The 12550-nt window shown below is 73.0% G+C and carries 9 protein-coding genes and 1 riboswitch; of the genes, 5 read left to right on the top strand and 4 right to left on the bottom strand.

Features of this window, described 5'->3' with window-relative positions; translation table 11 throughout:
• Positions 1-12: 12 nt before the first annotated feature.
• The gene (locus tag AB2U05_RS35220) at positions 13-1059 is read right to left on the bottom strand and encodes a DNA topoisomerase IB (RefSeq protein WP_369185522.1); all 1047 of its coding nucleotides are present in this window, start codon (positions 1057-1059) and stop codon (positions 13-15) included.
• A 200-nt stretch (positions 1060-1259) separates the two neighbouring features.
• On the opposite strand from AB2U05_RS35220, the gene AB2U05_RS35215 reads away from it, so the two are divergent.
• The 4 genes from AB2U05_RS35215 to AB2U05_RS35200 all read left to right on the top strand — a co-directional run bounded on the left by AB2U05_RS35215 (position 1260) and on the right by AB2U05_RS35200 (position 4171).
• The gene (locus tag AB2U05_RS35215) at positions 1260-1433 is read left to right on the top strand and encodes a CsbD family protein (protein ID WP_063773443.1); all 174 of its coding nucleotides are present in this window, start codon (positions 1260-1262) and stop codon (positions 1431-1433) included.
• A 209-nt stretch (positions 1434-1642) separates the two neighbouring features.
• Positions 1643-2704, top strand: coding sequence for a methyltransferase (locus AB2U05_RS35210; RefSeq protein ID WP_369185521.1), 1062 nt, complete (start codon positions 1643-1645; stop codon positions 2702-2704).
• Positions 2705-2869: 165 nt separating this feature from the next.
• The gene (locus AB2U05_RS35205; RefSeq protein WP_369185520.1) at positions 2870-3769 is read left to right on the top strand and encodes a nuclease; all 900 of its coding nucleotides are present in this window, start codon (positions 2870-2872) and stop codon (positions 3767-3769) included.
• Positions 3770-3871: 102 nt separating this feature from the next.
• A complete protein-coding gene (locus AB2U05_RS35200) occupies positions 3872-4171 on the top strand; it encodes a hypothetical protein (protein WP_045692509.1) in 300 nt (99 codons plus the stop codon).
• 119 nt (positions 4172-4290) lie between these two features.
• Here AB2U05_RS35200 and AB2U05_RS35195 read toward each other — a convergent pair whose 3' ends face one another.
• From AB2U05_RS35195 to metE, 3 genes are all read right to left on the bottom strand, one after another.
• Complete coding sequence (locus AB2U05_RS35195; RefSeq protein WP_369185519.1) at positions 4291-6126, bottom strand: M1 family aminopeptidase; 1836 nt, start codon at positions 6124-6126, stop codon at positions 4291-4293.
• Between the two features lie 162 nt (positions 6127-6288).
• Positions 6289-7206: an alpha/beta fold hydrolase gene (locus tag AB2U05_RS35190; RefSeq protein ID WP_369185518.1), complete on the bottom strand. Its 918-nt coding sequence runs from the start codon at positions 7204-7206 to the stop codon at positions 6289-6291.
• 124 nt (positions 7207-7330) lie between these two features.
• Positions 7331-9646, bottom strand: coding sequence for a 5-methyltetrahydropteroyltriglutamate--homocysteine S-methyltransferase (gene metE / locus AB2U05_RS35185; protein WP_369185517.1), 2316 nt, complete (start codon positions 9644-9646; stop codon positions 7331-7333).
• A gap of 155 nt (positions 9647-9801) precedes the next feature.
• A riboswitch (cobalamin riboswitch) is annotated at positions 9802-10041 on the bottom strand.
• Between the two features lie 542 nt (positions 10042-10583).
• Between metE and AB2U05_RS35180 the strand changes: the two genes are divergently transcribed.
• Complete coding sequence (locus AB2U05_RS35180; protein WP_369185516.1) at positions 10584-12539, top strand: ABC transporter ATP-binding protein; 1956 nt, start codon at positions 10584-10586, stop codon at positions 12537-12539.
• The last annotated feature ends 11 nt before the right edge of the window (positions 12540-12550 follow it).

The following is a 12550-nucleotide window of genomic DNA, read 5'->3' as shown; positions in this document are numbered from 1 at the left end:
AGCCCTTGCCGGTCAGCAGCCCTTGCCGGTCAGCAGCTCGACCACCGCCCGCTCGACCTCCTCGCCGGTGCCGGGCAGCCCCAGCCCGTCGCCGGGCGCGAGGTTTCGCAGGGCGGGGGCGAGGGTGACGCCCTGGTCGTACAGCTCGAACAGCCGCGGATTCAGGTACGAGGCCCGGCAGACCGCGGGCGTGTCGCCCAGGTAATCGGCCACCTCCCGGACCACCCGGGCCGCCGCGCGCCGCCGGGCGCCCGGGGAACGCCCGGCCACCGGCCAGGAGACCGCCAACCCCACCGCGGCCAGCACGGTGGCGTGCCAGGTGCGGGAGTCCTTGGCGGACAGGTCGGTGCCGCTGTGTTCGCGCAGGTAGCCGTTGAGCCGCGCGGCATCGACGTCCGCGAAGACCCGGCCCTGCCGGAAGGCCAGCAGCCGCGCCCCCGGATCCGGTCGGCGCAGCAGGGCCCGTACGGCGGTGGCGGTGGTGCGGTCGGTCAGCACGAGGTCGCGCTCGCGGCCCGACTTGGCCCGGTAGGCGAAGTGGATCCGGTCGCGCCGTACGGACACCTGGTCGCGCCGCAGCGTGGTGAGGCCGTAGGAGCCGTTGTCCCGCTCGTAGCCCGGTGCGCCGATGCGGAAGAAGCCCAGGTCGAGCAGCCGGGTGGCGCAGCCGAGGACGCGTTCGGGGCCGAGGCCGCGCCGGGCGAGGTCCTCCTCCGCCCGGCGCCGCAGTCCGGGCAGGGCGGGGGCGACGGCGAGGACGTGGTCGTGCTTGGCGCGCTCCTGCTGCGCCCGGAAGTCCGGGTGGTAGAGGTACTGCCGCCGCCCGGCCGCGTCCGTCCCCACGGCCTGGAGGTGCCCGCGCGGATGCGGGCAGATCCAGACGTCCGTCCAGGCCGGCGGGATCGCCAGTGCCTTCACCCGGGCGATCGCCCGGGGGTCGCCCACCGGGCTGCCGTCGGCGTCCCGGTAGCCGAAGCCCCGCCCCCGGCGCACCCGCCGCCAGCCGGGGCCGTGCGGGTCGCTGCCGGTCAGGGCGGTCGTTCTGGTTCGGCTCGTCACGGTACGGCGGGTGCCCGCGCGGCCTCGGCCCACACCCCCGGCCGTGCCCGGGTCGACGCGGCCAGGCGGTGGACTTCGACCGCCCGGTGTGGAAACGCCGATCCGGGGCAGACGCGGCCCGGGGGCCGACCGACCGGCCCCCGCACTCGGCACCGCGAACCGACCGCCCCGCACGGGCGGAACGACGAGAGGAGCGCCCGATGGGCACCGAGAACAAGCTGCGCAACATCGCGGAGAAGGCCCACGGCAAGGCCAAGGAGGCCGCCGGCAAGGCCATGGACGACCCGGTCGTCGAGGCCGAGGGCCGGGGCAAGCAGATGAAGAGCGACCTCAAGCAGGCGGCCGAGAAGGTCAAGGACGTGGGGAAGGACTGACTCCACTCCCGGGGGAGGCGGCCGCCCCGCGCGGCCGCCTCCCCCGCCCCGTGCGACTCTTTCGTCCCACCCGTCCCGTCTTGCCTCCGAGGGCCCGAAAAAGCTCCGTGCCCATGCCATATTTGCCGGGCGGCGGCGCCCGGCCCGGGGTCGTCCGGTTCGGCCTGCCCGCGAACAGCCGACGCTCGACCGAGTTGGAGGAGAGAGACTTGACGAACCTGCCGGAAACCGACCGTGACATGCCGTCCCCGGTGCCGCTGATGCAACTGACGTCCGCGTTCTGGCAGTTCAAAACGCTCGCGGCCGGGGTGGAGACGGGGCTGTTCACCGAGCTGGCCGACGGGCAGGCGCTCACCCGGGAGGACCTGGCCGCGCGGCTGGACCTCCGCGAGCGGCCGGCGGACATGTTCCTGGCCGCCCTCACCTCGCTGGGGCTGCTGACCAAGGCCGACTGCCGGTACCGCAACTCCCCCCTCGCCGAGGAGTTCCTCGTCGAGGGCCGGCCCCGCTACTTCGGCGGGCTCGTGCGCTACTGCGACCAGCGCGAGTACCCGGCCTGGCACCGCATCGTCGAAGCGCTGCGCACCGACAAGCCGCTGACCTGGGACCCGGCCACCCAGGACAGCCTGTTCGGCGCGGACGACCAGGTGATGACGCGACTGTTCTGGGAGGCGATGCACTCCCTCTCGATGTCGACCGCGCGGACGCTGGGCGAGGCCTACGACTTCGGCGCCCACCGCCGGCTGCTGGACGTCGGCGGCGGGTCGGGGGCGTTCCCGATCGTGCTCTGCCAGCGCTACCCGCAGCTGTCGGCGACGGTGGTCGAGCTCGACCACGTGTGCGGCGTCATCGAGCAGAAGGCGCGCGAGGCGGGGGTGGGCGAGGCCGTGCACGCCGCGGCCGGCGACTTCCTGTCCGACGCGTCCCTGCCGCCGGGCCACGACGTGATCCTGCTGAGCAACGTGCTCCACGACTGGGACGAGACCACCGGCCGGAAGCTGCTCGCCAAGTGCTACGACGCGCTGGAGGACGGCGGCGCGATCATCCTCTGCGAGCTGATGCTCGACTCCGAGCACACGGGGCCCGCGAACGCGGCCCTCATGGGGATGAACATGATCGTCTCGACCGAGGGCGGCCAGAGCTACTCCGCGGACGAGCTCACGCGCTGGCTCACCGACACCGGCTTCGAGGACCCCCGCACCATCTCCTTCGAGGCGACCGGCGCCAACGGCGCCGTCGTGGCCCGCAAGAACCCCGGCCGCGTCGGCTGACCCGAACCACCCGAGCCCGGCACGGCCCCGCCGCACCCCGGCGGGGCCGTTCCCGCGCCACCGGCGGACTCGCGCCATCCGCGGACTCGCCGCTCCCTCCTGGCTCCCACAGGCGGTTCGGGTACCGAGCAACAATGGGCACCCGATCGGACACGGAGGGAAACCATGCCCATGCTGCTCATCACCGGCTCGTACCGGATCCTCGGCGACCGGCCGGACGGCGACACCGTCCACTTCACCCCGCAGGACCCGGGCTTCTGGTGCGAGGTCCCCGGCGAGCACCGCGTCAAGCGCGACGAGTTCGGCGGCGCCTCGATCCGGGTGGACGGGATCGACGCCACCGAGACCCACTACAAGGGCGCCGGCCCGACCTTCGTCCACCAGCCGCTGGACAAGGGGGCGCACGCGGCCCGCGACGAGATGCTCAGCTGGCTGGGCTTCAGCCAGGTCGTCCAGGACCCGGAGGAGAAGGTCACCGCCTCCACCCCGCAGACCGTCCCCGGCTACATCCTCACCTCCGGCGCCGACCTCTACGGGCGCTGCGTCGCCCTGGTCGGGCGCGGCGACGCGCCGAAGATCGGCAACTCGCCGAAGCCCGCCAGGAGCGGCACCCGCGTCGACGTCACCGTCGCCATGCTGAACCGGACCGCCAACCACCACCTGCTCGCCCGCGGCCTGGTCTACCCGACGTTCTACGGCAACCTGCCCGAGGACCTGCGGGCGGACATGGCCGCCACCGCCCAGCAGGCCCGGGAGGACAAGGTCCCGGGCAGCGTCTGGTCGTACGACGAGACCACCAGCGGCGTGAAGATCGACAGCCTCGCCACGCTCACCGACGACCAGGTCATCGTCCCCAAGCTGTTCCGCCGCCTCGCCGACTACGTCCGCCTGTTCGGCCCGTCCCTGACCTGCCTGCCCGCCTACCTCGCGGGCGGCGCCGACGAGTTCCACGTGCCCGAGCAGCAGGACAGCATCATCGGCCTGCAGCACGTCGTCGAGGTCACCAACGGCAACACGTTCCGGATGACCCGCCCGATCGAGGACCTCGTCTTCGTCGAGAAGTAGCCCGCGGCGGGATCGACGTGCGTGCGGGCCTGAACGGGAGTTGGCTGGAAGGCGGGAAATCGAACCGCTACGGGGAGCGGACGCGAGTGAAGGAGCGGTGACATGGCTGTGGTGATGTCGATGCGGTGGGCCGGGACCACCCCCGAGCAGTACAACGCCGTGCGCGACGAGGTCCGCTGGGAGGAGGTCGAGCCGGCCGGCGGGCAGGTGCACATCGCCTGGTTCGACGCGCAGGGCCTGCACGTGACCGACGTCTGGGAGTCCCAGCAGGCCTTCGAGACGTTCTTCGCCGAACGGTTGGCGCCCGCGATCCAGAAGGCCGGCATCTCCGGCGAGCCCGAGGTGGTGTTCAGCCCGCTGCACCGCCGCTTCGTCGCCCCGGGCGTCCACGGCGCCGCATAGCGGAACTCGGCGCGGGCGCTCCCCGGTGAGCACACGCCCGACCTGACGCCACCACTAGGGGCCCGTCTTCGACCTCCCGCAGGCGGGAGGTCGAAGACGGGCCCCACGTGCGGCGGGCCTCAGCCGTCGATGCGGTGCTGGCTCCAGAAGGAGGTCAGGTCGACGGTGGTGGCGGCCTGGGCCGCGGCCTTGAACTCCGCGGTGGTGGACACGCCGTACCAGTGCGCCTGCGCGTAGCTGCGCAGCAGCGTGGTCATCGCGGTGTCGCCGATCGTGCGGCGCAGGTCGTGCAGGGCGCACTTGCCGTAGCCGTAGACGACCGTGGAGTAGCGGGAGGAGTTGGCGTCCCAGTAGGCCATGGAGTTGGTGATCTTCTCCGCCGACGAGGCCCAGGAGACGTTGTTCCAGCAGCCGTTGCCGGTCTTCCCCTGTGCGAGGTCGGTGGCGTAGTCGGTGAAGGCCTCGTCCAGCCAGGGGGCGTTGTACTCGTCGTCGCCCACGATTCCGTACCACCACTGGTGGGCGATCTCGTGGGTGAGGGCCGTGGTGCTGACCAGGTCGAGGACGAAGCCCGGGTACTCCATGCCGCCGAACCAGAAGTTGTTGTCGATCACCGCGTCCAGTTCGCCGTACGGGTAGGCGCCGAAGCGCTGGGCGTGGGCGTCGACCGCCGAGGTCGCGGTGGAGAGCATCGATTTGGCGTCGGCCGCGCTGATCCCCGCCACCGAGTACACGTTGACCTTCACACCGGCTGCGGAGGTGCCGGAGATCCGGGTGAACGGGCCGGCGCCCCAGGCGAAGTCGCGCACCTTGCTCGCGGTCGCCTTGGTGACGGTCCGGCCGGCCGCGCCGGGGGTGTCCACCGAGGTGCCGGTCGCGGGCACCAGCAGGCTCGTCGGGTGGTCCAGGGTGACGGTGAAGTCCGAGGCGACCGAGTAGAAGGACTCACCGTTGTTGGTGTACGGGTCGAGGTGCCAGCCGGCCGCGTCGCGTATCGCCAGGACGGGCAGTGCGTTGCCGAGGAAGTTGTACGCGCCGTCGTGGCCGAAGCGGTCGGCGCCGCTGGGCACGGTGATGCCGAGGTCGAAGCCGACGGTGCCGCTCTGGCCCTGCGCGAGCGGCGCCGGCAGGGTGACCTTGAGCGCGGTGCAGTTCACGCTGAGCGGGGCGGGCGTGCCGCCGGTCACGTTGGTCACCGTGATCGGGGTGCTGGGGCAGCTGCCGTGGGCGTTGTCCCACAGCCGCAGGTACACCTCGTTCAGCGCGGTGGGCGAGGCGTTGGTGAAGGTGACGCTCTCGTGCCCGGTCCAACTGCCGCCGGAGGCGTCGCTGGTGAGGTTGACGGTGTACGCGGGTGCGGCCGGGGTGCGGGTCGGGTCGCCGGGCTGGGGCGGGGTGGTGCCGCCGGAGGCGTCCAGGGTGATGTCGTCCAGCACGAAGCTGGTCTGCAGGCTGGAGTCCTCGGTGCCGGTGAAGGAGAGCGTCACGGTCTGGCCGGCGAAGGCGGAGGCGTCGACGGTCTTGTGCACGTACCCGTCCTGGGCGTCCAGGTTGGAGTAGGTGGCCACGGTGGTCGTGCCGAGCTTGACGGCGAGTGTGTCGTAGGCGGTGCTGGTGGTCGTCTCGGCGGTGTCGACGTGCAGCCAGAACCCGAGCGTCGCGGTGCCGCACCCGGTGGGGAGGGTGACGGACTGGGAGAGCGTGTCGGTGTGGGTCGAACCGGTGCCGTCGAGCCAGGCGTAGGAGTTGCCGGAGTGGGCGCTCTGGCCGCTGTCGGCGGTGATCGCGCCGCTCGGTGCCGTCCAGGGTGAACTGCCGGACTCGAAACCGCCGTTGGCCACCACCTGGGCGGGCGTGCAGTCCGCGGCGCTCGCCGCATGGGGGGTGGCGAGCACCGTCAGGCCGGCCGCCGCGAACAGCGCGGCGCCGGTCAGGGCAGGCAGGATTCTTCTCATCGGGACCTCTCGTGGGGAAGCGGGCCGGGAGCAGCAGCGTGACAGCAAACCCGCGCCTTTGAAAGGCTCATGTCAGTAAACTGACCCCACGCCCCCGGATGCCCGCACGGCCCCACCCCGTGGACATCTCGGCGCCTCGGCAACCGCTGATCGTTCCCGGGGCTACACCGGCAGGTCCAGGATCGCCGAGGCGAAGGCTTCGGGGGCCTCCTGCGGGACGTTGTGGCCCACGCCGGGCAGGGTCCGCACCTCGCACGGCCCGGTGAAGCGCTCGGTGCCGGTCTGGTCCGCGGCGGGGATCACGCCGTTCTCCTCGCCGACCAGCACCATCGTCGGCGCCGCGACGGGCGGCCGTCCGGCCAGCGCGTCCTCCAGCTCCTGATAGCGCGGATCGCCTTCGACCAGTCCGAAGCGGTGGCGGTAGGAGTGGATCGCGACCTCCACGAAGTCCGGGTTGTGCAGGCTGGGGGCCGAGGCGGCGAAGGCCTCCCCGGCCTGCGGCCAGGTCGGGGACCAGAGCCGCCAGAGCAGCCCGCACAGCTCCTCACGGTTCCGCTCCAGCCCCTGGCGGCCCCGCTCCGAGTGGAAGTAGTACTGGTACCAGAGGTTGCGCTCCGCCTCCGGTGCGGCGGGCTCCGCGGCGCGGGCGATGTCCTGGACGGTGTAGCCGCCCGCCGCGACCAGGCCGTGGATCCGCTCCGGCCACAGCGCCGCCGCCGCACAGGCCGCGCGCCCACCCCAGTCGTAGCCGGCGACCACGGCCCGCTCGATCCCCAGGGCGTCCATGAACTCCACCAAGTCCTGCGCGAGCGCGGCCTGCTGACCGCTGCGCGGGGAGTCGTCGGCCAGGAACCTGGTCGGCCCGTAGCCACGCAGGTACGGCGTCAACACCTCCCGACCGGCCTCCGCGAGCAGCCGCGCCACCTCGTCGTACGCCCGCACGTCGTAGGGGAAGCCGTGCAAGAGGATCACCGGAGGATCGGTCTCCCGGCGCCGCCCGCCGGTCCGGTGGTAGGCGATCTCCAGAACGGGTGTCGCCACCCGGTGCAGCTCGTACGCCTCTTCGGCAGTCGCAGTCATCCGATCATGCTCGCACGCCCGGTGCACCGCCCGCTCCCGCTCGCCACGGATTCGCCGGACAGCGCCGTCACCCCCGGGGGCGGGCTCGGCCCTCGTGCCGAGCCCGACCCCCCAAGGGCCGCTGTCAGCCGGCGAGTTCCGCCCGCAGGCGGCGGGCGGCGCCGACCAGGCTGTCCAGGGAGGCGCGGGTCTCGGGCCAGCCGCGGGTCTTCAGACCGCAGTCCGGGTTGACCCACAGCCGCTCGGCGGGGATCGCCGCGAGGCCGGCCCGGAGCAGCTCGACGGCCTCCTCGGTGCTCGGGACGCGCGGGGAGTGGATGTCCCACACGCCCGGGCCGACCTCGCGCGGGTATCCCGCGCCGGCCAGCTCGCCGGCGACCTGCATGTGCGAGCGGGTCGCCTCCAAGGAGATGACGTCGGCGTCGAGTTCGTCGATCGCGGTCATGATCGCGCCGAACTCGGCGTAGCACATGTGGGTGTGGATCTGGGTGTCGGCGCGCACGCCCGAGGTGGCGAGGCGGAAGGCCTCGGTGGCCCAGTCCAGGTAGGCCGGGCGGGCGGCGGCCCGCAGGGGGAGGGTTTCGCGCAGGGCCGGTTCGTCGACCTGGACGACGGCGGCGCCGGCGGCCTCCAGGTCGGTGACCTCGTCGCGCAGGGCGAGGGCGACCTGGCGGGCGGTCTCGGCGAGCGGCTGGTCGTCGCGGACGAAGGACCAGGCGAGCATGGTGACCGGGCCGGTGAGCATGCCCTTGACCGGGCGGTCGGTCAGGTCCTGGGCGTAGCGGAACCAGTCGACGGTCATCGGGTGCGGGCGGGAGATGTCCCCGGCGAGGACCGGCGGCCGGACGTAGCGGGTGCCGTAGGACTGCACCCAGCCGTGGCGGGTGGCGAGGTAGCCGGTGAGCTGTTCGGCGAAGTACTGGACCATGTCGTTGCGTTCGGGCTCGCCGTGCACCAGGACGTCCAGGCCGGCCTTCTCCTGGTAGGCGATCACCTCGCGGACTTCGGCCTCCATCCGCTCGCGGTAGGCGTCCGGCCCGATCCGCCCGGCGTTCAGGTCGGCTCGGGCGAGGCGCAGCTCGGTGGTCTGCGGGAAGGAGCCGATGGTGGTGGTCGGCAGCATCGGAAGGCCGAGCCGGGCGCGCTGGGCCTCGGCCCGGACGGCGTAGGGCTGGGCGCGGCGGGTGTCGCCCGGGGTGACGGCCGCGGTGCGGGCGCGGACGGCCGGGTCGCGGGTGATCGGCGAGGCGGCGCGGGAGGCCAGGTCGGCGCGGTTGGCGGCGAGTTCGGCGGTGATCGCGCCGGTGCCCTCGCGCAGGCCGCGCGCCAGCAGGGCGGCCTCGCGGGCCTTCTGCTTGGCGAACGCGAGCCAGCGGGCGATCTGCGGGTCGATGTCGCGTTCGAGGGTGGCGTCGATCGGCACGTGCAGCAGCGAGCAGGACGGCGCGACGTCGACCCGGTCGGCGAGGCCCAGCAGGGTCGCCAGGGTGGACAGCGAGGCGCCCAGGTCGTTGATCCAGATGTTGCGCCCGTCGATCACCCCGGCGACCAGGCGCTTGCCGGGCAGCCCGCCGACCGCGGCGAGGTCGTCCAGGTTGGCGGCGGCCGGTCCGGTGAAGTCCAGCGCCAGGCCCTCCACCGGGGCCTTGGCCAGCACGGGCAGCGCGTCGCCGAGACGGTCGAAGTAGCTCGCCACCAGCAGCTTGGGTCGCTCGGTCAGCGCGCCCAGCTCCCGGTAGACGCGGGCGGCGGCGTTCAGCTCCGCCGGGGTGCGGTCCTGGACCAGGGCGGGCTCGTCCAGCTGCACCCACGCGGCGCCCGCGGCCCGCAGCTCGGCGAGGAGTTCGGCGTAGACGGGCAGCAGCCGGTCCAGCAGGGTGATCGGCTCGAAGTCCTCGGCGACGCCGGGCGCCGGCTTGGCCAGCAGCAGGTACGTCACCGGGCCGACCAGCACCGGGCGGGCGTCATGACCGAGCGCGAGGGCCTCCTTGAGCTCGCCGACGGCCTTGGCCGGGTTCGCCGCGAAGACGGTGTCCGGCCCCAACTCGGGCACCAGGTAGTGGTAGTTGGTGTCGAACCACTTGGTCATCTCCAGCGGCGCGACGTCCTGGGTGCCGCGCGCCATGGCGAAGTAGCCGTCCAGTGGGTCGGCGTCGACGGCGGCCCGGTGCCGGGGCGGGATCGCGCCGACCGCGACGGTGGTGTCCAGCACGTGGTCGTAGAGCGAGAAGTCACCGGTCGGGACCTCCTCGATGCCGGCATCGACGAGCTGCTGCCAGTTCTCCCGGCGCAGGTCGGCGGCCGCGGACAGCAGTGCCTCGGCGGTGACGGCGCCCTTCCAGTACCCCTCGATCGCCTTCTTCAACTCCCGGCCCCGGCCCTGGCGGGGGTAGCCGTACGCGGTGGCGAGGGTCGCCGCGGCTGCGGACTTCGTGGTCAAGGGACTCTCCTTCGCGAGTCTGGATCCTCAAGCACCCGGTGGCGGCACGAGAACGCGAAGGTAGGACGAACCGGACGGGCGACCGCGGATGGGTACGGCTCCGTCAGGTATGGTCGCCGACCCGCCCACGAGGTCACCGGATGGCCGCGCGCGAACGGTCGCGCACGGGCAGTGGCAGGTCTTCGGACTCGGGGGCACGCCCGCCCTGATTCCAGGACGGACACCTACTGACCGTCGCTTCCCAGACCCGATCCGGGCCCAGTGCGTATGACGGCGGTCGTTCCCACTCACCGCTGCGGGGCAGTCCCGGACTGGCCAATGGAAAGGCGTCACCGGGTTCCCTCTTACGACGCCCCGCCTGGCGGACGGGGCGAACCAACTGCGTCGGCCAGCTTAGGGGCAAAGTCCCGGCCCGGCGCGGGAATCCGTGGGAATCCGCGAGAATCACGGAACCCGTCCACATGATGGGACGCCACCTCCCCTCCCGGGCGAGCGCCCTCGACCCGAAACCCGGTCGGGCAACCGTCCAACCGATCGGGTGAATCGGGCGGCGGCCGGGCGCTGCCCGACGCCCTGCCCGGGTGGGCGTCCGCGACCGCCCCGAACCCGGCCGGACAGCCTCACTCGAACGTGCACTCGCCGCCTGCGCACTGGCTTCCGGCGTTCCTCGCCGTCCTTCACGAGCAAGGGGAGCAGCCCCTCGGCGGCGCCTCGGAGCTGCTCGAAAACTCCCGATTCGACCCGGGCTCGCCCGGGGGTAAATCCGCTTGAAGGGCGCATTCGAACAGCTCCATCATCAGACCCTCCCCGTTCACCGGCGCACGCCAACTCGGCACGGTAGAAGCCGACTTGGCAATCCTGGCAATCCCTCACCTGGAGGAGCCGTGATGCACACCCCTGCCCCGATGCCCATCGACCCCCGAGAGGAGGCGGACGCATGAGCGCCGCGACCCGAGCGACCCGAGCGGCCGGGCCGACCCCGGCGACCGAGGCCGCCGACGAGGAGCTGCAGTGGCTGGCGGACGGCCAGCGCATCAAGGCGATCGAGGCGATCAGCGTCGGCTCGATGGCCCGCCGGCTCCCCGCCCTCGTGGTACGCGCCTTCCGGCTCGGCTGGCGCATCGACCGCGCCTCCGTCGCCCTGCTGCTGACCTGCCAGGTCGTCTCGGCCGTCCTCGGCGCGGCTGGGCTGTTCGCGACCACCGGCGCGATCGCGGCCCTGTTCGGCCCGGGCCCGATCGGCGACAAGCTCACTCACGCGGCGCCGTCGATCCTGGTGATCGCGGCGGCGGCGGGCGCCCGCGCACTGCTCGGCATCACCATCCGCACCGTCACCGTCCACCTGTCCCCCCGGATCTCCCGCGAGGCGGAGGCGGCGGTGCTACGCGCCACCGTGGCCGCCGAGCTGACCGCCTACGACCACGCCGGCTACAACGACGAGTTGGAGGCCGCCGACCGCGGCGCCGAGGTGTGCGTCGACATCGTCGGCGAGGCACAGAACCTGATCGCCGCACTCGCCTCCCTCGTCGGCGCCGCGGGCGTGCTGACGGTGCTCCACCCCCTCCTCCTGCCGCTGCTCGTGCTGGCCGCGCTGCCACAGGGCATCGCGTCGGTCCACGCCGCCCGGGTGCAGTTCCTGGCGAACCGGGCCGCCATCGGCGACCGCCGGATCATGGCGAACCTGCGCTGGTACATCCACCTCAAACGCAACGCCGACCAGGTCCGCTCCGACACCATGGGCGAGTTCCTGCTCGCCAAGTACGAGCAGGTCGGCCGGCGACTGGACGTCAGCTCCCGGCAGGCGGCGCTGAAGGGCGCCAGGGTCTCGGTGATCGGCGCCGCCGCGTCCGGCCTCGGCACCGCCCTGGTGTGGGGCACGATGCTGTGGCTGGTCAGCACCGGCCGGATGAGCCTGCCGCACGGCGGCGCGGCGGTGTTCGCCCTCGGCTCGGTCGGCACCAGCCTGCACGGCATCGTCGGCTACGGCGCCGATCTGTTCCGCACCGGCATGTACCTGGACGACTGGTCGAGCTTCCTCGACACCGCCGGCGGCCACCGGCCGCAGCGCGGCACCGCCGTACCGCCGGCACCGCGCCGGATCTCTGTGCACGGCCTGACCTACGCCTACCCCGCCTCCGAGCGCACCGCGCTGGACCGGGTCAGTCTGCACGTCGACCGCGGCGAGATCCTGGCCCTGGTGGGCGAGAACGGCTCGGGCAAGACCACCCTCGCCAAACTCCTCGCGGGCCTCTACCTGCCGGCCGCCGGATCGGTGCGCTGGGACGGGCAGGACACCCGCGACCTGGACCCGCACGCCCTGTGGCGCCAGGTCGCGGTCGTGCCCCAGGACTACGCGCGCTGGCCGCTGACCTGCCGGGAGAACATCACCCTCGGGCAGCCGGCCCCCGATGGCGACGAGGCGGTGCTGCGCGCCGCCGAGGCCTCCGGGGCGGGCGAGGTCGTCGCCAAGCTCCGCCGGGGCCTGTCCACGCTCCTGGCCGTCGAGTGGATGGGCGGCGAGGAACTGTCCGGAGGGCAGTGGCAGCGGCTGGCCATCGCCCGGGCCTTCCACCGCGAGGCCGGGCTCCTCGTCCTGGACGAGCCCACCGCCGCCCTCGACCCACGGGCCGAGCACCGGATCTTCCGCAACCTGCGGGCCGTCGCCCGCGAGCGCGCCGTCGTCCTGGTCACCCACCGGCTCACCAACGTGGCCGTCGCCGACCGGATCGTCGTCCTCGAGGACGGGAAGGTCCTCCAGGAAGGGACGTTCGCCGAGCTGGTCGCCGACACGGGCGGCCGGTTCCGGGAGCTGTGGGACCTGCAGAACGAGCGCACCGGCGTCCCCGCCCAGCGGGCCGTCCCGGCCCGGGAGACGGAGGAGCCCCTCCCGTGACCAGCCTCGGC

This window comes from Streptomyces sp. Y1 (genome assembly GCF_041053115.1).
Taxonomy (GTDB): domain Bacteria; phylum Actinomycetota; class Actinomycetes; order Streptomycetales; family Streptomycetaceae; genus Kitasatospora; species Kitasatospora rubellomurina.
Note: the sequence above shows the minus strand (reverse complement) of the source record. Positions and strands in the feature narration are given on the sequence as shown.

What these genes read in the sequence shown, in the direction of transcription:
- AB2U05_RS35205 (WP_369185520.1), top strand. Translation starts at nt 2,870, where the DNA reads ATGCCCATGCTGCTCATCACCGGCTCGTACCGGATCCTCGGCGACCGG.
- AB2U05_RS35180 (WP_369185516.1), top strand. Translation starts at nt 10,584, where the DNA reads ATGAGCGCCGCGACCCGAGCGACCCGAGCGGCCGGGCCGACCCCGGCG.
- AB2U05_RS35200 (WP_045692509.1), top strand. Translation starts at nt 3,872, where the DNA reads ATGGCTGTGGTGATGTCGATGCGGTGGGCCGGGACCACCCCCGAGCAG.
- AB2U05_RS35215 (WP_063773443.1), top strand. Translation starts at nt 1,260, where the DNA reads ATGGGCACCGAGAACAAGCTGCGCAACATCGCGGAGAAGGCCCACGGC.
- AB2U05_RS35190 (WP_369185518.1), bottom strand. Translation starts at nt 7,206, where the DNA reads ATGACTGCGACTGCCGAAGAGGCGTACGAGCTGCACCGGGTGGCGACA.
- AB2U05_RS35195 (WP_369185519.1), bottom strand. Translation starts at nt 6,126, where the DNA reads ATGAGAAGAATCCTGCCTGCCCTGACCGGCGCCGCGCTGTTCGCGGCG.